The following is a 20,141-nucleotide window of genomic DNA, read 5'->3' as shown; positions in this document are numbered from 1 at the left end:
CGCCATACGCTCTTAGTTTAATACTTTATCTACAGTTGCACCGTAGTCATTAATAAACTGCACTGTAACTTTCTGAGAAGTAGTTGTTTCTTTTAGTAATACAACTTCTTGATGTGGCTGAATTAAAGGATCGTAAGGGTGGCGTTTATCATCAATAAAAATATGTTTAATGGTTAAGTGATAAGGTGTGTTGTTCTTAAGCACTAAGCCTTGATTTTGTTTTGATAGTTCGACGTTATTAAAATTAAGTGGCTCGATATCATGAGCACGTAAAAAGAGCTTAAATTGAGAATTAATCACCAACTGAAGCTGATTTTCAGGACTTTTTTCAACGGGAGGAATAGATTTTATATTAAGCCAATAGACAACTTCGGTATTTGAGTTTAAGGGGGCTCCTGTATAAGAAATACGTGCCGTACCAGTGCTATCTGGCTCAATACGAAAAAGTGGTGGTGTTGCAATAAAAGGGGTTTTTTCGGTGCCTTGAAAAGCAGAAATCCAACTCTGGATAAGATAAGGTTTTTCTTTATCGGTATTTAGAATAGGAATGCTTATTTCACGAGCATTATCGTTATAAACAAACCGAGTTCCCCCCACACTTACTCCAGCAGCATGGCTTACCGTTATGAGAGAAAATAATAAAAATAGAGTTAGAAAAATATTCTTTTTCATAAATGGCGCCACAAAGTTAAGGGAAATAAGAGGGTAATAAGTATTACCCTCGTTTTTATTATTTATATTGGATGCTATAAACCGCAGATCCATTTGCTGGGCCTGGTGTTGCTTGGGCTGTTGCTTTGTAACGTGCAACATAATCTAAGTTAATTTCAGTTCCTTTGATTTCAACTTCTTTTGAATCGTCATATAGGTTTATTTGAGATACGGCATCTTTTTCAAACAGAGCGATACCCACATTTGTCGCGCCACCAGAGACTTGGTCAATGGCTAAAATATCGCTATCAATTGCATCACGAGTCCCGCCAAAACGGACAGCGACAGTCGTATCAACAGGACAATCAATTAGTTTAATAGTGAAGTCTTTAAGGCCTGCAACTTCACCTTTAGTCGCTAAACTTTTTGATGACACTTTTCCTAAATCTACGGTTAGATTTTTAGAAGAGCTATCTACGGTGCAAGCTTGGTCTGTTATTTCTCCAGTAAAATTAATCGTGCCCGATGCAAAAGCTGCAGGTGCAGAAAGTAGAGAGAAACTCATCCCTAATAAATAGAGTGATTTATTTAATTTGCTCATGATCAGTCCTGTATAAAAAGTAATTATTTTTACTTTTTAATTTATTTATAAGTATAGATTTAAGTATAGATTTATTCGCATAGGAGATATGCCAATAAAATATAGCATTACAAAAAATTTAAGTTAATAAAGATTTACATGAGTTTTTTTGTCTTAATATCAAAATGTTTAATGTTTGTTTTTTTAATTAAGAATAATGTTTAATTAGTCATTAATTAAATCACGAGGTGAACTGTTTATTGCTAATAATAGTTTCTCTATATCCTCTATAGGGAATGAATTTTTATTCAAATAAAGATAAAAATTATATTCTTTATCATTGTTGTGCGTATTTAATTGTTTAATCGAATTTTTATTCAATTCTTCCTGAATGACAGCTAAGGGGAGTCGAGAATAGCCAAGACCATGTTTAACAAGGCTTATTGCGGTTTCCACTGAGCCAACATGAATTACTTGGTTATTATGATCGATGTCAGTATTATTGCGAAATAATGAAATATATGTATGTTTTTGTAACTCCTTACATAAATCACTATTTGGGATCTGTTGTAATGCACTTTCAGGGTGTGTCACTAAAACCGTTTTAATGCTTTCTAAATCAATAGGTTGTAATGATTTTATATTGTGGTGTGTTATTACTAAATCCTGATTTTTTTGAGATAATACGTCCGACTGGCTGAGTGAAATTTTATGAATATTAATATCATAATGTTTATTCTCTTTAATAAATTGCGAGACTTTATCTAAAAACAAGTCTGAAATATATAAAGGATCAATAATTATATTTATTTTTAACTTATTGTTAAGTATTAATTTTTTTGCTTCTTTCTCCAGTGAAATGGCTTTTTCAGTTAATTCTCTCGATAAATCGAGTAAGAGCTTACCTTCATGCGTAAGTACTGCTCGTCTTTTCTCTAAAGAGAGAATTTCAATGCCCAATGTTTGTTCTAATTTATTAATTGTATAGCTAATTGATGATTGTGTTCTATGTAAGACATCTGCTGCCTGAGCAAAACCACCATAATCAACGACGGCTTGTAAGGTAATCCACTGATCGAGAGTCGTTCGGGATTTTTCCATAATGGAACCTTCTTATTATTGTTTATTTAATACTCATTCAAAATGAAGCTAGCAATATATCTTAGCATTGTTAATAGGTAGTAATACTCATTTTTTAAGCAAGTTTAAAAAATATTAACATTATAAGCTGTAATGACATTTATTAATAAGTAGTTCAGTCATTAGGGAAAATATTTATTAATTCTTATTTTTGTTATTCTCTGGATTTTATTTTATACGATTGTGATAAATCTTTTTTACTCTTTCTTATTGATTTAATTTATATAACATAAAAAATGTTGGTTATTATAATAAGTGAGAATTTTATATTTTTATTTTTTTTATTTCTTTTTTGTTTTTATTGAATTATAAGATTTAAGTGATATTTTTCTAAAGTTAATATTTTTATAATTATCTTGTTTTTATCTTTATCATTTTTTTTCTATTTATCTTTAATTTATTCTTATTCTTTTTTTAGTATAAAGTTAAAAAAATAAAATATTCCGTATTTAGCTTAGGTAATTATACTAAAATAAAGAAAACAGTTTTTGATGGTAAATACTACCTAGCAATCTAAATTAGACTGTATGTAGTGTTAAATTTTGAGATGAGATTGAATCCTGCTATGTAAAACTATTGATGTTTAAAATTAGAATATTAAGTCCAGTGCTCTATAAATGACTTAGCATATTTTAATTTAAGGAAGAAGTAAGTGCTATTATAGACATCAAATTAAAATTTAAACACCAATAGAACAGTCATCATCACTCATATAGAGAGTGAAGTTAAGTATAAAAACGTAAAAATATGATCTAATTAAATAATTGTAGGTCGATTTTGGTTAAGCATCCGCTACTCGTAATAGTGAAGCAAAGTAATAAAGGTAAGACAAAATAGATTGTATCTTAAGGTGAATGAAACGCTTTACCCAAAATGGTATTTTTTTCTTTTGTTAAATAGGCGTTTTGTTAGAAAAATATACTGCTTTAAAATTATTTATCCGAAAAATGACAATCTTTTTATGATGCTCATTTTATTATCTTTATATTGTTGTCGAGTGATAGATAGTTTCTATGTGTTATTATTTATCAGTTTTATTAATCAAAAAATCAAAAAATAATCTTCCTTTTTTCTAGAAATAAAAAATTAGGACGAAAATATGGATATATTTTATACAATCAACAAGCTATAAGAGAAAGAGATACATAGTGTAGGGAGGGGTAAAAATGTGAAAAAAGAATCAAGCCATTATCTTTCATTTTTTTCGAAAAAATAATGACTTTTCATCAAATTAATTGAAATGGTATTTATAATCCGCCCACTTCTCTTGGTGTTGCTCGCATTGAACTACGAATTGTATTACCCATCATATCTACTCTTGCTTGGAATGGTGGGAACGGTAATGGGATTCCGTGCTCTGCAAAGGCTAAGAGAATATTTTGGTGGATCTCGTGTCTTGCTGGCATTCTATGTCCCATCTCCGCGGCATAAACACGTAATTCGAAAATCTGAATACCTTGCTGTAAATCGACCAGATAAACTTCAGGTGCTGGGTTTTCTAAAATCATCGTAGAGCGTTTTGAGGCTTCTAATAACACATTTGTCACTTGCTCGCTGTTGCAGTCTGCTGGAGCTGGGATTGTCATTACGATACGAGTGACGGAATCTGATAGTGACCAGTTAATAAATTGCTCTGTAATAAAGGCTTTATTCGGTACGATAATTTCTTTTCTATCCCAGTCAGTTAACGTAGTTGCCCGTGTGTTGATCTTAGAAATATTTCCAGTCAAATTACGAATGGTAACGGTATCGCCAATACGGATTGGTTTTTCAAATAAGATCATTAAACCAGAAATGATGTTGGCAAAAATTTCTTGTAAACCAAAACCTAACCCAACCCCCATTGCTGCTACTAGCCATTGTAATTTTGACCATTCAATCCCTAATAAAGAGAAGCCCACAATACTACCAATTAATGTGATGGTGTATTTAGTCATGGTAGTAATGGCGTAACCTGTGCCTGGTGTTAAATCAAGATGTTGTAAAATAGCTAACTCAAGTAAAGCAGGGAGGTTTCGAACTAATTGGGTTGTAATAATAATGACGAGGATCGCCACTAAAATAGAACCCATTGTAATAGGTTGTACCGTATTAACACCATTCACCGATGAGGTAACATCCCACAGTCGGATATTGTCGACGAAAGAGAATGCGGTGTTTAATTCAGACCACAATAAGATCATCGAAACTAATGCAATCATCGTTAGAATAGAGCGAACTAAACCAATAGATTGCGCACTGATAGCATCAAGGTCTATTTCTTGCGCTTCAATTTCAAGTCCTACTGTGCTCTCACCACTGCTCCCAACAATCGTATTTTCATCCTCACCTTTTGCACGTTGAGCCAGAATTTCTGCACGTTTTTGTTTAGCACGTTCAAAGGCTAACTTCCGACGCTGAATAAGCATCCATCGCTGAATAATGTGATAAATAATCAGTAGAGCAAACCAAATGGCGACAGACATTTCTAAACGACCAAGTAATACGATCGATGTAGAAAGGTAACCTAACACCGCGGCTAAACCTGCAACAACCGGAGCAATCAGCAAGAACCACCATAAAATGGTGTTGATCAGGTTATCGCCAGATCCATGTTTATCAAGATAAAGCGGAACGTGGGCTTTTTTAAGGCTAGACGTAATAAAGCTTAGGGCGATACAGAGCAATAAGAAGCAGAAGCGACCAACTGTCGGTGCAAATTCTCTATCGCTATAATATTCGAAAGTGACTAATGACATCATTAGTGGAACGATGACAAAGATAGAAAGCTGGTAAAAGCGCATCGCTTTTTTAACACGGCTTTCTTTCCATTTAAATTGAGCAATAAATAGACCGTTATGACGTGCAAAGGTTGCACTGATCATAAATAACCACAGCACTGGAGCCGCGGCTGTTACCCCATATCCAATCGCTCCTGCCATTGGATAACGCCATTCAACACTTTGTAGGCCATAACCTACAGCAGACCATAATAGCGGTAATGGTAACGCAATTAAAATAGACCAAAAGACAGTGCGTATTGTCAGTGAAAAGTGATCTTGTGTGACTTTACCAATGCGGTTACTGACTCTTTCAAGAAAGGCGTTGTAATGTTTTCGAGTACGCAGGCTAAAGCCCACAATCGATAAAGTGACAAATAGGAATAGGAATGTATCCTGATTTTTAAGCATGCTGACCGCTGCGTGACCTAATTGTGAAAAGGTATCTAGCGAAAGCAGTCGAGTGATATCTTTGACTAATAAAACCGGATAATTGAATTTGATAGGGCTGATATCAGCAACCCAGAACATATAACGGTTTGTTGCATCCTTTGTTTCTTTTAAAGCATCCGCTAATTGTGTTGTTGCAACTTTTAGTTTTGTTAATTCAAGAATTTGAGAGTCATAACCGGATAGCAACGAATTTAATAATTCATGACGTGCTTGGATAAGAGAATCAAAAATATATTGTTGAGCTTCAGGTAATTTAGAGCCATCGGCAGTTTCTGGTGGCTGGATCTTACTTAGGTTTTCCAGCATATCCTCATAACCTAAACGCTCGACACGTAACTGAATGATATCTCTATCAAGTTCTTGTGAGCGAGGCATTTCCGGTAAGCGAGAAAGCTGTGTTCTTAATGCTTCACCTAATGCAGTAGAACCACTTAGCCACTGTGCTTGTTCTCGTATCGTGGTGAGGGTTTGACGAACTTGTTGTGTCTGTTGTGTAGTAATGCGCTGTTTTTCTGATAGCTCGCTCATTTCTTGAGTTTGTTTATTCAGGATCTGAGAGAGTTCACGGTTAGTTTGGATTTGCTTTGTCAGAAACTCAGGAAGCTCGCCACCTTTCTCCGCTAACATTTCTGTTTTTTCTAATGCGAGATCAGCGACTTCTTGGCGCTTTATATTTAATAAACTGCGCAATTGTTGTAGTTGTACATCAAGACGCTGATAGCGTTTTTTAAATAATTCTAAGCGAAGGCGAGCGATTTCTTGGCGGTTATTAGCGGAAAGCTGTGCCATTTCAAGCTCATTAACCATCGCTTTACGTGCTGTGACCTCTGCTTGTGTGAGCTTATTTTGTGCTTCTGTTAACGGTGTTGTTGATGCACTGATAGAGGCAAGCCTTGCTGTCGCATCACTGAGTAAACGGCGTGCTTCAGAAAGTTGTTGGGGCAATAAATTTAAAGACTCGCTAATTTCACGGCTTTTATCTTGCTCTTGTTGTTGAAGCCTTGCTTGCTCCATTAATTGGCTGCTGATTTGAATAATTTTCTGTTCTAAATCAGGGATGCTAATTTTTTCAGGAATAGTAGGAACAGCGTGACTTTCTTCAAGAAGCTTAGTTCTTAACTCTTGTGTAATTTGAGGGTAATCATCAATGGTTTTTTGATAGCTGTCTGCGTTTGTTTGCGCTTTTTCACCATCATTAATCCAGTTGATAGTACCTTGTAGCGCCTGAACTGCCTCAATATCTTGAGGATTGGTGCTTCCTTCAAGTTGTTTAATATCTTGACGTAATTTTTCCACATCCGCTGATATTGCGGATGTGCTTAACGAAAGCGTCAAAAAGAGCGAGAAGAAAAGACTGATTATCAGGCGCACAAAGGTTACTCCGAATTACGTGTTATTCACTGATGGCATTATTGTCATTACCAGCGACATTGATGATGGAACCCAGTTGTTCCCCCATTAATGTAACGGAGCCATTCATAAGATCTTTATTCAATTGAACCGTATTTTCTGGGAAAAGGTTGATGACTGTTGAACCTAACTTAAATCGGCCCATTTCTTCACCTTTTTTCAATAATATTGCCCCAGCCTTGTCTGCTTCAGGATATGTCCAACGTTTAATAATACCTTCACGAGGTGGAGTGACCATGCCACACCAAACCGTTTCAATACTACCAACAATCGTTGCACCAACTAGAATTTGTATCATTGGACCAAATTGAGTTTCAAAGAGGCAGATAATACGTTCATTACGTGCAAATAGGTTAGGGACATTAGCTGCCGTTAATGGGTTAACAGAGAAGAGATCGCCCGGAACATAAATCATCTCTTTTAATAAACCATCACAAGGCATGTGAACGCGGTGGTAATCACGAGGTGAAAGATATGTCGTAATAAACTGACCATTACGGAACTTATCTGCCAACATAAAATTACCAGCAAGTAATGCTTCAAGGGTGTAGTGATGCCCTTTGGCTTGCAAAATTTGGTCGTCTTGAATTAGACCAAGTTGACTTACTGCACCATCAGCAGGTAATGCAAGTTTGTCATCACCTTCGACGATAGGGCGAGCACCGTCTTTTAAAGTACGAATAAAAAAGTCGTTAAATGTAGAATAAGCTTGGAACTGGCTGTCTTTCGCTTCATTCATATCGACTTTATAAGCTTTCGCAAAAGTCTTGATAACAAACTGGGTGATGGCACCCGCTTTTTTATTTGCGAACCAACCTGCTAACTGTGTTAGCCATAATTTAGGCAATAAATACTGTAGTTTAATTTTTAGCTTGTCCAAAATGGCAACCTCTGGGATTAAACGATAAAAAATAGACAAAAGGGGTCTATTGTACCCACCCTTAATAGGGTTGTCAGTGAATCAATTATTAAGAGTCTAAATTAATGTTCTTACGAACTTTCACCTGACTCATACTTTCTAAAATGCGATGGTAGTTTTCAAATCGTGTTTCTGCGATTTCATTGTTTTTTACCGCTTCACTAATTAAGCAACCCGGATCGTCTAAGTGCTTACAATCACGGAATTTACAACCTCCAAGGTATGGTCTGAATTCCACAAAACCTTTTGTTACTTGCTCTGGCGTTAAGTGCCATAAACCAAACTCACGCACCCCCGGAGAGTCAATCACATCTCCGCCTTGTGGGAAATGGTAAAGCCGTGATGCGGTTGTGGTATGTTGTCCTAAACCTGAGTTGTCAGAGACTTGATTAACAACAATGCTTTCTTCCATTGGGGGTAACAGCGTGTTGAGTAAGCTTGATTTACCGACACCGGATTGCCCAGCAAAAATAGAGATGCGACCGATTAGCTCTTGAGTTAGTGCTTCTAACCCTTCTTTGGTATAGCTAGAGACTTCAAGGACGCGATAACCGATATCTTTATAAGTTTGCATCCATTCACTAACGGTCTTACGGCTTTCTTCATCTAACATATCGATTTTATTGAGCACAATTAGAGGCTCAACATTTAAGGTTTCACATGCTACAAGGTAACGATCGATAATATTTAAAGAAAGTTCAGGCAAAATGGCCGAAACGATAATAATTTGATCAATATTAGCGGCAATAGGCTTAATACCATCATAATAGTCAGGACGAGTAAGCACGGAAGTTCGTTCGTGCACAGCTTCTACAATACCATTTACGCGGACATTTTCCTGTGTTTGTAGCGCAGGACGCCAAACAACTTTATCACCTGTGACCAGTGATGAAATTGTGCGTCGAATATTGCATCGTGTAATTGTGCCGTCAGCAGCTTCAATATCTGCATGTTGACCAAAACGGCTGATCACTAAACCTTCGGTCGCTTCGCCTAATTGCGTATCGTCTAATTCAACGTGGTTTTTTTTCTCTTTGCTCTGCAAACGCTTTTTATGATTTTCTTGTACTCTGCGTTGCTGGCCTTTAGATAATTTACGTTTTGTCACCGATCCTCACTTGTATTATTCGGTTAGATGTTCTTCTGTCGTGCTTATTGAGTAAACGCGCTATGATAAACGCTAAAATATCATGTCTCACACTTAGAAACAGCTAGGATATATTATGTCAAAAAGCGAGAATAATCTGATCTGGATAGATCTGGAAATGACCGGCCTTGATCCTGAATGTGACCGTATCATCGAAATTGCCACTATCGTGACAGATCCTCAACTTAATATTTTAGCCGAAGGCCCCGTAATTGCAGTACATCAATCAGATGAACAATTAAGTTTAATGGATGAATGGAATACACGCACCCACACAGGCAGTGGCTTAGTTGAGCGCGTAAAAGCCAGTTCATATGATGATAATTCAGCACAAAAAGCGACAATTGAATTCCTAGAAAAATGGGTACCAAAAGGTGTATCACCTATCTGTGGTAATAGTGTGGGGCAAGATAGACGTTTTTTATACCGTTATATGTCAGAACTAGAGCAATATTTTCACTACCGTTATCTTGATGTGAGTACATTAAAAGAATTAGCTCGTCGTTGGAAACCTGAAATTTTAGAGGGTTTTGAGAAAAAGAATACGCATCAGGCATTGGATGATATCCGTGAATCTATTGCAGAGCTTGCTTATTATCGTAAAACCTTTATTAAAGAATAAAAAGCGTGCATTGATGATTGATATTGCATCATTGTGATGGTTTTATCGACATGTAATCAAAAAAACGTATTTTTTTGTTGATAAGGGCTTGCGGTTAAGCATTTTTCTCGTATAATGCGCTTCCCGTACCGATGAAGAATTTTGTTTGTACGGGTGTAAGAAAGACGCGGGAATAGCTCAGTTGGTAGAGCACAACCTTGCCAAGGTTGGGGTCGCGAGTTCGAGTCTCGTTTCCCGCTCCAATCTTTCTTAGACAATTATTAGCATGTTATGCGATGCGGGAATAGCTCAGTTGGTAGAGCACAACCTTGCCAAGGTTGGGGTCGCGAGTTCGAGTCTCGTTTCCCGCTCCAAATCTTTTACTTATAATTGTCAAAACTTACCAAATGCGGGAATAGCTCAGTTGGTAGAGCACAACCTTGCCAAGGTTGGGGTCGCGAGTTCGAGTCTCGTTTCCCGCTCCAAGTTTTTTCTCTTCTGTTTTATCAAATCGCACTTTTTAATCCCCATAAAGAAAATTTTAAGTTTTTTCTCTCGCTTTTTTAAATATCGACTACACTGTTTTAGGGTGCAGATTAAGGGGTTTTACTTAATACACGTAAAGAGAGTGTGTGGGATTTTTACTCAAAAAAGAAAATGTCATTACTACATGTAAGATCAAGCTATTTTTTTGTGATCTATCTTTGATCTTTGCTTGCATTTCTATTTTGACAGCACTAGAATGTGCGCCTTTCCTCATTTAGGGGGGAAACGAGAGGCAAGATCATTTTTTAGGATTTAGGCCTTTATTCTGTTAAACATGCATTGAATAGTATTTTAGAAAAAGAAAAGGTTTTTTCAGGCTTTTCTTTAAAAAAACGTGATATATATTCTACTATTTTTAAAATCTTCCCAAATCGATTTATCCACAGTGAGATGCTAATAACCACCGCATCTAAGCACTATTTATTTTTTTACTGCACAGAGTTATCCACAAGCACTCATCATTAAGTGATAAGGATATTATTCTCTTCAATAAATTGATTGGATTTTATATCTAATTGATAACTAAGTTTATTTTATTTTTTTAAATTTTGGGTCTTAGTTCGCTTGAATTTTTTGTTCATGTTGATAGGCAAGGGATTTTTATTTTATTCACAGAGAAAATTAATGGTTACTCGTAATGCGTTTATTCTGTTAAAAATTAAGCGTCACGAGGTAAGCCTTTAGTTATCGCCCTTACTAAGCGTTTTTGTTGTGAAGTCTGTATTTTCACTTCTTTTTCATTTCTCTTTGCTGTCTGTTGTGCAATTGCCCAGTTTAAATGTTCATCTAAAACATCACTCAATCCAAAGCGTTCTTGCAAGGCAAGTAAGATTTTATCTTGATAAGGTGCATTTCCTAATGCCACGCTAATATTTCTAAGCCAACGTAAATAGCCAATACGACGGATTGGTGAACCCTCTGTAATGCGCAGAAATTTATCTTCATTCCATTGAAAAAGATCGAGTAATTCTGGGGTATGAAGCGATCTTCTTGGAGAGAAATCTTCTTCGTCAGTTAGTGATGAAAAACGATTCCAAGGGCAGATAAGCTGGCAATCATCACAGCCATAAATGCGATTACCCATCAGAGGGCGAAATTCTTCAGGAATAGCACCATCAAGCTCGATAGTGAGATAAGAAATACAACGACGAGCATCAATAGTATAAGGTTCAACAATGGCACCTGTCGGGCAGGTTGTCATACAGGCGACACATTTACCGCATTGCTCTTCAACTGGGCTATCAGTAGGCAAGGGTAAATCAATCAGTAGTTCACCAAGGAAAAACCAAGAGCCTGCTTGATTGTTAATAACAAGTGAGTGTTTACCAACCCAACCAAGTCCTGCCTTAACGGCTAATGGCCTCTCCATAATAGGTGCTGAATCAACGAAAGGACGAAAGTTGACGACTCCTTGATATTCAAATTGCTGACAATATTGTGAAATTCTTTCGCCGAGTTTTTTAAGACGCTGTCTTAATACTTTGTGATAATCCCGACCAAGTGCATAACGGCTGATATAACCTTGCTCTGGATTATTTAAGGTTCGTGCAAAAGCGGCATCCGTAGGGAGATAATTCATTCTTACGCTGATAACACGTAATGTACCCGGAACCAGTTCATGAGGCCTGGCTCGTGTCATTCCGTACTTTTCCATCCATGCCATTTCACCGTGATATTGCTTATCTAACCACGCTTGCAGGCGAGGCTCTTCAAGTGATAAGTCAGTATCACATATCCCTGTTTGTTGAAAACCTAGCTCAGAACCCCATAATTTAATGTTTTGAGCGAGAAGATTAAGATCGAGTGATGACATGAATAAACCGAATCAATAGGTAAGAGGTGAGTCCTAAGAGCGCGCAGTGTATCATAGTGAGGCAGTAGGAAAAATCCTCGCAATAAATAGATTTATGGTATGGTTATTTGATAGTGATTTCGATAACTATTTGCCTTAAGAAAATATATAAAGCTTAGTATTTGATGTTCTCCAACGATCTCTCTTTATTAAGCCGTTATAACTTAACAATAGATTATATTAAATATGAAAGAATGGGTTGTTACATTAGAAGATGAAGCGGCAACAGTTGAACTCGGGCGCACTGTTGCAATGGCGACTAATCATAGCGGATTGATCATTTATTTATATGGGGATCTTGGTGCTGGGAAAACAACCTTTAGCCGAGGCTTTTTGCAAGCGCTTGGTCATCAAGGGCACGTTAAAAGCCCAACATATACATTAGTTGAACCCTATATGCTTTCGCCAAATCCTGTTTATCATTTTGATCTTTATCGTTTAGCCTCTGCTGAAGAATTGGAATTTATGGGAATACGCGACTATTTTGAGCAAGACGCGTTATGCCTTATTGAGTGGCCATCGCAAGGCGAAGGCTTTTTACCTAACGCTGATTTAGAGCTTCATTTAAGCTACGAAGATGAAGGTCGAAAAGCGCGTTTTGTTGCCCTTTCACAAAGAGGGAATACTGTTTTATCCCGTATTCAGTCTGCATAAAGGAATATTGATTATGTCGAGTCTCATCACCATTGTGAGTCAAAGTCAGCGCTATGTTGTTGCCTTTCTGTTGGTTGTTTTGTCTTTATTTTTTGTGCAAATAGCACAAGCCGCTACTGTGACAGAAGTAAAAGCAGAAAACGGTATTTCAGCAACAACTCTCACATTCACTTTTAGTGATGGGAAGCCGAGTTATCGATATTACTCATTAAAAAGTCCTGACCGTTTGGTGATGGATTTTAAACAGAGCACAAAAATCACGGGATTACCGGCAACATTAGGCAATGGGCAGTTAGTCCATAAAATTCGCTCAACGCAATCAAAAGATAGCCAATACCAAAGTATGGTTGTTGAGCTTGCTCAGCCTGTTGTGGTAACTGAGAGTTTGATGAATGTAAGTGGTGGCTATAAGTTAGTGCTTACTATCAAAGCTATGAGTGGTCGACAAAATAACAATACCCAATCAACAATAAGTGTTGTTGCGTTATCACCCACAACAGCTACATCAAAGACAAGCTCAAATACAAATAGGGAAATGGCGCCTTTAATTACCAAGCCGACAGCAGAAGTTACGCCTGTTATTCCTATTGTAAAACCACGCACCACGCCTTCAAAACCACAAACGGGCTCTCGTCAAATTATTATTGCGATAGACGCGGGTCATGGTGGGCAAGATCCAGGAGCGATTGGTCAGAAAGGTAATCGTGAAAAAGACGTAACGCTAAGTGTGGCAAGGAAGTTGGAAGCACGCTTACGTAATGATCCTATGTTTAAACCAGTGCTAACACGTAGTGGTGATTATTTTATTTCAGTTGCTGGTCGCTCTGAAGTTGCCCGTAAGCAAAGTGCGAATATGTTAGTGTCTATTCATGCAGACTCAGCGCCAAATCGTAGCGCAAGAGGGGCTTCTGTGTGGGTACTTTCTAATCGTCGTGCAAACAGTGAATTAGGTAAATGGCTTGAACAAAGCGAGAAACAATCGGAATTACTTGGTGGTGCCGGTGATGCATTATCAGATGGCGCTGATCCTTATTTAAGTCAAACAGTACTTGATTTGCAGTTTGGTAATTCACAACGAGTAGGTTATGACGTTGCTGTTGCTGTATTGTCTGAGCTGAGAAAAGTGGGTTCACTACATAAGAAAACACCAGAACATGCGAGCTTGGGTGTTTTGCGTTCACCGGATATCCCTTCAATTTTAGTTGAAACAGGCTTCATCAGTCACGCGTCAGAAGAGCAATTACTGATTTCTGATGCTTATCAAGAGAAACTCGCGGCATCTATTCACGCGGGTTTAAGAAATTACTTTCTGGCTCATCCTTTACAAAACGCGCCTAATTGATTGAGTAAAATGGAATAAAGGTAATGGCGATAAATTTATTACCTCCTCAGCTAGCAAACCAAATTGCCGCAGGGGAAGTTGTTGAAAGACCAGCCTCTGTCGTTAAAGAGTTGCTGGAAAATAGTTTAGATGCAGGCGCGACCTCAATTGATATTGATATTGATAAAGGTGGCGCCAAGCTTATTCGCATTCGTGATAATGGATGTGGTATCAATCGTGATGATTTAAAGTTAGCACTTGCTCGCCATGCAACTAGCAAAATATCAAGTCTTGACGATCTCGAAGCCATAATGAGTATGGGGTTTCGTGGTGAAGCCTTAGCGAGTATTAGCTCAGTTTCCCGTTTAACACTGACATCGCGTACTCAAGATCAAGAAGAAGCATGGCAAGCTTACGCTGAAGGCAGAGATATGGCAGTGACTGTTAAACCTGCCGCTCATCCTGTGGGAAGTACAGTTGAAGTGCTTGATCTCTTTTATAACACGCCTGCAAGACGTAAATTCTTACGTACTGAAAAAACAGAGTTTACACATATTGATGAAGTGGTGCGCCGCATAGCGTTATCTCGCTTTGATGTTTCTATCAATTTAACCCATAACGGTAAACGAGTTCGGCAATACCGTGCAGTGAAAGATGAAAGTCAGCAAAATCGCCGTTTGAGTGCGATTTGTGGTAATAATTTTGTCAACCAATCAATGCATTTATCGTGGGAACATGGTGATTTAGCAATAAAAGGTTGGGTAGAACACCCTTTATCACCAGTACAAAGTAGTGAAATTCAGTATTGCTATGTGAATGGACGAATGATGCGTGATAGGTTGATTAATCATGCTATTCGCCAAGCTTATGAAGGATATTTGCAAGGAGAGCAGCAACCTTCTTACATCTTGTATTTAAATGTTGACCCTCACCAAGTCGATGTAAACGTACATCCTGCGAAACACGAAGTTCGTTTTCATGAATCTCGTTTAGTTCATGATTTTATTTATCAAGGTGTGTTGAGTGTTTTACGACAAGCAACGCAAGAGCCTTTATCACTGACTTCAGATGATGAAGAAGAACACGAAATTGCGTTAAATTTTCCTGAAAATCGTCAAGTTGCAGGTGAAAACGTATTTTCTCAGCCTTATCAAGCGCCAGTGGCTCAAACTCCGCCAAATACATCATCACACCACTCCAGTGAACGAGAGCACAACAATAGTCCTCATCAAAAACAAGTCTCTCAATTTGGAGGGAGTCGTCAGTTTGGTGATAGCTACCAACGGACACAAGGTGCGCTTTATCAAAAAATGATGCAAGAAAGTGTATCCACATCAAAAGATAAAGAAAAAATACCACTATTTCCTGACCGCGCCCCATTGAATTTAGGTGAAATCGTTCATACAACTAATAATATCGAAGAAGATGTTATTTCGGTGATGCCTCGTTCAGTCAATGCGAAAGAGGGACAAACTGATTATACTTTTGGGCGAGTATTGGCAATTTATCAGCACAAATATGCGTTAATAGAATCTTCACAAGGTCTTGGGCTGTTATCATTGGAAGAAGCTGATTTTCTGTTAAAATGTGCGCAATTACTGCCTAAAGATGAAACATTGAAGCCACAACCTTTGTTAGTACCTTTAAAATTGGCATTGAGCAAAGAAGAAATTAGTGTATTTAATCAGTTTCAGTCGCTAATTAGCCATTTCGGGATCGTTATCGAGATTTCTCATGGTAAAGCAACAATACATGCGGTGTCGTTACCTTTGCGCCAGCAAAATTTACCTGTGTTGCTGACCGCATTATTAGCCTATTTGTCAGCAGAGCAATCTTGTACCGAGCAACAACTTGGACAATGGTTTGCAAAACAATTAGGGGCAGAGCAAGCACAATGGTCGCAAGCTCAAGCAGTAGGATTATTGGCTGATATTGAAAGACTTTGCCCTCAATATGTCAGACAGCCAGCAAAAAACTTATTACAATTAATTGATTTACAACCAGTGGTAGTGGCATTAAATAATGAGCGATGTGAACACGCAAATAAAACCTAAAGCAATTTTTCTAATGGGACCTACCGCGTCAGGTAAAACAGCATTAGCAATTGCACTGAGACAGAAACTGCCTGTAGATATTATTAGCGTGGATTCAGCTCTTATCTATCGTGGTATGGATATCGGTACAGCAAAGCCGGATGCGAATGAGCAATCGCTTGCTCCACATCGATTAATTGATATTCTAGATCCCGCATTTCCCTATTCCGCGGCGGATTTTCGACGTGATGCATTAAATGCAATGGAAGAAATTACTGCAGCTGGGCGAATTCCACTATTAGTGGGTGGGACTATGCTATATTTTAAAGCGTTACTTGAAGGTTTATCGCCTTTACCCAGTGCCAATTCGGATGTTCGTGCTGAAATAGAAAAAAAAGCAGCAGAGCAAGGATGGGAGGCAATACATAAAGAGTTAGCATTGGTTGATCCAGTAGCAGCACAACGGATCCATCCTAATGATCCTCAACGACTTTCTCGTGCGCTAGAAGTTTACCTGATTTCAGGTAAGACAATGACGGAATTGACAAAAATATCAGGCGAGTCTTTGCCCTATGATGTTTATCAGTTTGCGATTGCTCCGAAAGATAGAAATGTTCTTCACCAACGCATTGAAGCCCGTTTTAAACAGATGTTAACGTGTGGATTTGAAGATGAAGTAAAATCATTATATGAACGGGGCGATCTGCATGAAGATCTACCTTCTGTACGTTGTGTCGGTTATCGCCAGATGTGGTCATATTTATCAGGCGAAATAGATTATGATGAGATGGTTTATCGAGGGATCTGTGCTACCCGGCAATTAGCGAAGCGACAAATCACCTGGTTAAGAGGTTGGAATGACATTCACTGGCTTGATAGCGAAGATCCAAAACAATCTCTTGACACTGTTTTGCAGGTAGTTAGTGCATAGATGGTAGGTTTGTGTAAAATTGATAGTTGCCAAAGCGCAATTTTTGAGTAGTTCATTTTTCGAACCAATTGGGTTCTAATATAAAACAACAAAATAAGGAAAACATAGAATGGCTAAGGGGCAATCTTTGCAAGATCCTTTCCTGAACGCATTACGTCGTGAAAGGGTTCCCGTTTCTATCTATTTGGTAAACGGCATTAAATTGCAGGGTCAGATCGAATCTTTTGACCAATTTGTTATTTTGCTGAAAAACACAGTAAGTCAGATGGTATACAAACATGCTATCTCTACCGTGGTACCTTCGCGCCCTGTTTCTCATCATAGCAACACAGGCACGAACCAAACTGGTACAGGCTACAATGGTGGCGCTGCTCAGCAGGATGATGTTGCAGAATAATAATCCAATATTATTCTTGATATAAGAAAAACATAGGTAGGGAGACTTTACCTATGTTTTTTCCTGTTTTTATAAAGTCCAAGAGGTTTCGCCTTTGTTTGATCGTTATGAAGGTGGCGAATTAGCCGTTTTAGTGCACGTCTTCTTTTCTCAAGAAAAGGACGTTGATGATTTGCAAGAATTTGAATCTTTGGTGACATCTGCGGGTGTTAAACCAGTTCAGATTATTACAGGAAATCGTAAAGCGCCTCACCCTAAATATTATGTGGGTGAAGGTAAGGCAGAAGAAATTGCCGAAGCTGTAAAAGCAAGTGGTGCAGATGTTGTTTTATTTAATCATGCACTGACACCTGCACAAGAACGAAATCTGGAAAGACTTTGTGAATGCCGTGTGGTTGATCGCACGGGAGTTATCCTTGATATTTTTGCTCAAAGAGCAAGAACCCATGAAGGAAAGCTACAGGTAGAACTCGCCCAGTTACGTCACTTATCAACTCGTTTAGTCAGAGGGTGGACTCACCTTGAAAGACAAAAAGGGGGGATTGGGTTACGAGGACCAGGTGAAACTCAGCTAGAAACAGACCGCCGCTTACTCCGAGGTAAAATTAGTCAAATTCTAATGCGATTGGGTAGGGTTGAGCGTCAGCGCGAACAAGGACGGCAAGCGCGGAGTAAAGCTGATATTCCAACATTATCCCTTGTTGGTTACACAAATGCAGGGAAATCGAGTTTATTTAATCATATTACCTGTTCTGATGTGTATGCAGCAGATCAGCTCTTTGCAACACTAGATCCAACACTAAGACGTATTCAAGTCGATGATGTGGGAACCGTTGTATTAGCCGATACTGTTGGATTTATTCGACATTTACCTCATGATCTTGTTGCTGCTTTTAAAGCCACTTTGCAAGAAACACGAGAAGCTACCTTACTTCTTCATGTGATTGATGCAGCAGATAGTCGTTTTGAGGAAAATATTCATGCAGTCGAAAGTGTATTAGAAGAGATTGATGCTCAAGAAATACCAACACTGCATGTTATGAACAAAATTGATCTTCTTGAAGACTTCACCCCAAGAATTGATCGAAATGAAGAAAACTTACCCATTAGGGTTTGGGTTTCTGCACAAACAGGCGAAGGTATTCCTCTGTTGTATCAGGCGTTGACAGAACGTCTTTCAGGTGAGATCGCACACTTTGAATTACGTTTACCGCCAGAAAATACAGGGCGCTTACGTAGTCGTTTTTATCAATTACAGTCAATAGAACGTGAATGGATTGAAAAAGACGGTAAAGTTGGGCTAATCATACGTATGCCTATGGTAGACTGGCGCCGCCTTTGCAAGCAGGAACCAAATTTATTGGATTACGTGGTCTGATATTCGGCCATAATAATGAACATTAACTGAGAGCTGGCGACGAAATCGGCTCTTAAGCCTGATAAATCTAATCATAATAATGGAGCTAGAACATGGCGTGGAATCAGCCCGGTAACAACGGACAAGACCGCGACCCGTGGGGTAACCGAAACAGCGGCAATAATAATGGCGATGGCAACGGTAACTCCAACGGTAATCAAGGAGGTCGGAATCGTGGAGCATCAGATCTCGATGATATGTTCCGTAAACTGAGTGAAAAGCTTGGTGGTTTCGGCGGTAAAAAAGGTGGAAACTCCTCTTCTGGGCAAAATGGCGGTCCTCGTAGTAATGCTGGAAATCTTTTGATTTCTCTTGCATTAGGTGCGGTTGTCGTGGTTTGGGCTGCAAGTGGTTTTTATACCATCAAAGAGGCAGAACAAGGCGTTGTGACTCGTTTTGGTAAATTTTACCAAATCGTTGAACCTGGTCTGAACTGGAAGCCGACTTTCATTGATGAAGTTCAGCCTGTTAACGTAAAAACTATCCGTGATTTAACCACGGGTGGCATGATGTTAACGTCAGATGAAAACATGGTTCAAGTCGAGATAAACGTGCAGTATGTTGTCTCTGATCCAGAAACATTCCTATTTAACCTGACAACACCAATTAACAGCTTAGGTCAGGCAACTGACAGCGCAGTACGTGGCGTTATTGGTCGTTCAGAAATGGAAAAAATTCTGACTTCTAACCGTTCAGAAATTCGTGACCAAACACGTCAAGAATTAGAAGAGACTATCCGTCCTTATAACATGGGTATCTCGATTGTGGACGTCAACTTCCAAGTGGCTCGCCCACCAGAAGCGGTGAAAGCGGCATTCGATGACGTAATTGCTGCGCGTGAAGAAGAACAAAAAACAATCCGTCAAGCTGAAGCTTATAAAAACGAAGTGTTACCGTTAGCAAAAGGTAACGCGCAACGTATGATTGAAGAAGCAACCGCTTATAAAACCAGTGTGGTGATGAAAGCAGAAGGTGAGGTAGCTAGCTTTGCTAAAATCTTACCTGAATATCGTGCTGCTCCTGAAATTACTCGTGAGCGTCTTTACATTGAAACGATGGAAAAAGTGTTATCAAAAACACGTAAAGTCATCGCTAATGATAAAGGCAATAGCATGTTAGTGCTGCCTTTAGAGCAAATGTTACGTCAGCAATCTCAATCTGCACCATCAAATACGTTTGAGGCTCCTGCTCGTATCAACACACCCGCTCCAACTGTAAATCCAGCACCGGCACAAAAACCAGCAACAACGACTTATGGTAATGGTGGATATGGTAGTAATAATGGCGGTTATGGTCAGCCTTACGGCAATAATCAAGGAGGACAATAATC

Annotated in this window: 15 protein-coding genes and 3 tRNA genes; 11 read left to right on the top strand and 7 right to left on the bottom strand. The window is 38.5% G+C overall.

The window, feature by feature from the left end; all coding sequences use genetic code 11:
• Nucleotides 1–12: 12 nt before the first annotated feature.
• The 6 genes from GTK47_RS01010 to rsgA form a co-directional block, all read right to left on the bottom strand.
• Nucleotides 13–672 (bottom strand): molecular chaperone, encoded by a 660-nt coding sequence (locus GTK47_RS01010; RefSeq protein WP_165121857.1) that lies wholly within the window; start codon nucleotides 670–672, stop codon nucleotides 13–15.
• 58 nt (nucleotides 673–730) lie between these two features.
• Nucleotides 731–1,252, bottom strand: coding sequence for a fimbrial protein (locus GTK47_RS01005; RefSeq protein WP_165121856.1), 522 nt, complete (start codon nucleotides 1,250–1,252; stop codon nucleotides 731–733).
• A gap of 204 nt (nucleotides 1,253–1,456) precedes the next feature.
• Nucleotides 1,457–2,332, bottom strand: coding sequence for a LysR family transcriptional regulator (locus GTK47_RS01000; protein ID WP_165121855.1), 876 nt, complete (start codon nucleotides 2,330–2,332; stop codon nucleotides 1,457–1,459).
• Nucleotides 2,333–3,618: 1,286 nt separating this feature from the next.
• Nucleotides 3,619–6,954, bottom strand: coding sequence for a miniconductance mechanosensitive channel MscM (gene mscM / locus GTK47_RS00995; RefSeq protein WP_165121854.1), 3,336 nt, complete (start codon nucleotides 6,952–6,954; stop codon nucleotides 3,619–3,621).
• Nucleotides 6,955–6,976: 22 nt separating this feature from the next.
• Nucleotides 6,977–7,873 (bottom strand): archaetidylserine decarboxylase, encoded by an 897-nt coding sequence (gene asd, locus GTK47_RS00990; RefSeq protein ID WP_165121853.1) that lies wholly within the window; start codon nucleotides 7,871–7,873, stop codon nucleotides 6,977–6,979.
• Nucleotides 7,874–7,961: 88 nt separating this feature from the next.
• A complete protein-coding gene (rsgA, locus tag GTK47_RS00985; protein WP_165121852.1) occupies nucleotides 7,962–9,020 on the bottom strand; it encodes a small ribosomal subunit biogenesis GTPase RsgA in 1,059 nt (352 codons plus the stop codon).
• Nucleotides 9,021–9,135: 115 nt separating this feature from the next.
• Here rsgA and orn point away from each other — a divergent pair, with 115 nt between their 5' ends.
• From orn to GTK47_RS00965, 4 genes are all read left to right on the top strand, one after another.
• Nucleotides 9,136–9,681 carry an oligoribonuclease gene (gene orn / locus GTK47_RS00980; protein ID WP_165121851.1) on the top strand — a complete coding sequence of 182 codons (546 nt, stop codon included), beginning with the start codon at nucleotides 9,136–9,138 and terminating at the stop codon, nucleotides 9,679–9,681.
• A gap of 166 nt (nucleotides 9,682–9,847) precedes the next feature.
• Nucleotides 9,848–9,923: transfer RNA gene (locus tag GTK47_RS00975), tRNA-Gly, on the top strand.
• A 35-nt stretch (nucleotides 9,924–9,958) separates the two neighbouring features.
• Nucleotides 9,959–10,034, top strand: a tRNA-Gly gene (locus tag GTK47_RS00970).
• Nucleotides 10,035–10,069: 35 nt separating this feature from the next.
• Nucleotides 10,070–10,145: transfer RNA gene (locus tag GTK47_RS00965), tRNA-Gly, on the top strand.
• Nucleotides 10,146–10,864: 719 nt separating this feature from the next.
• On the opposite strand, the gene queG is transcribed toward GTK47_RS00965, so the two are convergent.
• Nucleotides 10,865–12,019 carry a tRNA epoxyqueuosine(34) reductase QueG gene (gene queG, locus GTK47_RS00960; RefSeq protein ID WP_165121850.1) on the bottom strand — a complete coding sequence of 385 codons (1,155 nt, stop codon included), beginning with the start codon at nucleotides 12,017–12,019 and terminating at the stop codon, nucleotides 10,865–10,867.
• Nucleotides 12,020–12,244: 225 nt separating this feature from the next.
• On the opposite strand from queG, the gene tsaE reads away from it, so the two are divergent.
• From tsaE to hflK, 7 genes are all read left to right on the top strand, one after another.
• On the top strand, nucleotides 12,245–12,712 hold the full coding sequence (gene tsaE / locus GTK47_RS00955; RefSeq protein ID WP_023583616.1) for a tRNA (adenosine(37)-N6)-threonylcarbamoyltransferase complex ATPase subunit type 1 TsaE: 468 nt from the start codon (nucleotides 12,245–12,247) through the stop codon (nucleotides 12,710–12,712).
• A 13-nt stretch (nucleotides 12,713–12,725) separates the two neighbouring features.
• Nucleotides 12,726–14,054 (top strand): N-acetylmuramoyl-L-alanine amidase, encoded by a 1,329-nt coding sequence (locus GTK47_RS00950; protein ID WP_165121849.1) that lies wholly within the window; start codon nucleotides 12,726–12,728, stop codon nucleotides 14,052–14,054.
• Between the two features lie 23 nt (nucleotides 14,055–14,077).
• Nucleotides 14,078–16,087 carry a DNA mismatch repair endonuclease MutL gene (gene mutL / locus GTK47_RS00945; protein ID WP_165121848.1) on the top strand — a complete coding sequence of 670 codons (2,010 nt, stop codon included), beginning with the start codon at nucleotides 14,078–14,080 and terminating at the stop codon, nucleotides 16,085–16,087.
• On the top strand, nucleotides 16,056–16,997 hold the full coding sequence (miaA, locus tag GTK47_RS00940) for a tRNA (adenosine(37)-N6)-dimethylallyltransferase MiaA (protein ID WP_069369879.1): 942 nt from the start codon (nucleotides 16,056–16,058) through the stop codon (nucleotides 16,995–16,997). Before mutL ends, miaA begins: the two co-directional genes overlap by 32 nt.
• A 109-nt stretch (nucleotides 16,998–17,106) precedes the next feature.
• The gene (gene hfq / locus GTK47_RS00935) at nucleotides 17,107–17,394 is read left to right on the top strand and encodes an RNA chaperone Hfq (protein WP_075672788.1); all 288 of its coding nucleotides are present in this window, start codon (nucleotides 17,107–17,109) and stop codon (nucleotides 17,392–17,394) included.
• 94 nt (nucleotides 17,395–17,488) lie between these two features.
• Nucleotides 17,489–18,772, top strand: coding sequence for a ribosome rescue GTPase HflX (hflX, locus tag GTK47_RS00930; protein WP_165121847.1), 1,284 nt, complete (start codon nucleotides 17,489–17,491; stop codon nucleotides 18,770–18,772).
• A 92-nt stretch (nucleotides 18,773–18,864) separates the two neighbouring features.
• On the top strand, nucleotides 18,865–20,139 hold the full coding sequence (gene hflK / locus GTK47_RS00925) for an FtsH protease activity modulator HflK (protein WP_109401981.1): 1,275 nt from the start codon (nucleotides 18,865–18,867) through the stop codon (nucleotides 20,137–20,139).
• Nucleotides 20,140–20,141 lie beyond the last annotated feature (2 nt).

Origin of the sequence: Proteus sp. ZN5 (assembly GCF_011046025.1) — a bacterium.
In the GTDB taxonomy this organism is placed as follows: domain Bacteria; phylum Pseudomonadota; class Gammaproteobacteria; order Enterobacterales; family Enterobacteriaceae; genus Proteus.
Note: the sequence above shows the minus strand (reverse complement) of the source record. Positions and strands in the feature narration are given on the sequence as shown.

Coding starts and splice junctions, on each gene's coding strand:
- hflK (WP_109401981.1), top strand. CDS start 18,865: ATGGCGTGGAATCAGCCCGGTAACAACGGACAAGACCGCGACCCGTGG.
- miaA (WP_069369879.1), top strand. CDS start 16,056: ATGAGCGATGTGAACACGCAAATAAAACCTAAAGCAATTTTTCTAATG.
- mutL (WP_165121848.1), top strand. CDS start 14,078: ATGGCGATAAATTTATTACCTCCTCAGCTAGCAAACCAAATTGCCGCA.
- tsaE (WP_023583616.1), top strand. CDS start 12,245: ATGAAAGAATGGGTTGTTACATTAGAAGATGAAGCGGCAACAGTTGAA.
- GTK47_RS01000 (WP_165121855.1), bottom strand. CDS start 2,332: ATGGAAAAATCCCGAACGACTCTCGATCAGTGGATTACCTTACAAGCC.
- GTK47_RS01005 (WP_165121856.1), bottom strand. CDS start 1,252: ATGAGCAAATTAAATAAATCACTCTATTTATTAGGGATGAGTTTCTCT.
- GTK47_RS01010 (WP_165121857.1), bottom strand. CDS start 672: ATGAAAAAGAATATTTTTCTAACTCTATTTTTATTATTTTCTCTCATA.
- orn (WP_165121851.1), top strand. CDS start 9,136: ATGTCAAAAAGCGAGAATAATCTGATCTGGATAGATCTGGAAATGACC.
- GTK47_RS00950 (WP_165121849.1), top strand. CDS start 12,726: ATGTCGAGTCTCATCACCATTGTGAGTCAAAGTCAGCGCTATGTTGTT.
- queG (WP_165121850.1), bottom strand. CDS start 12,019: ATGTCATCACTCGATCTTAATCTTCTCGCTCAAAACATTAAATTATGG.
- hfq (WP_075672788.1), top strand. CDS start 17,107: ATGGCTAAGGGGCAATCTTTGCAAGATCCTTTCCTGAACGCATTACGT.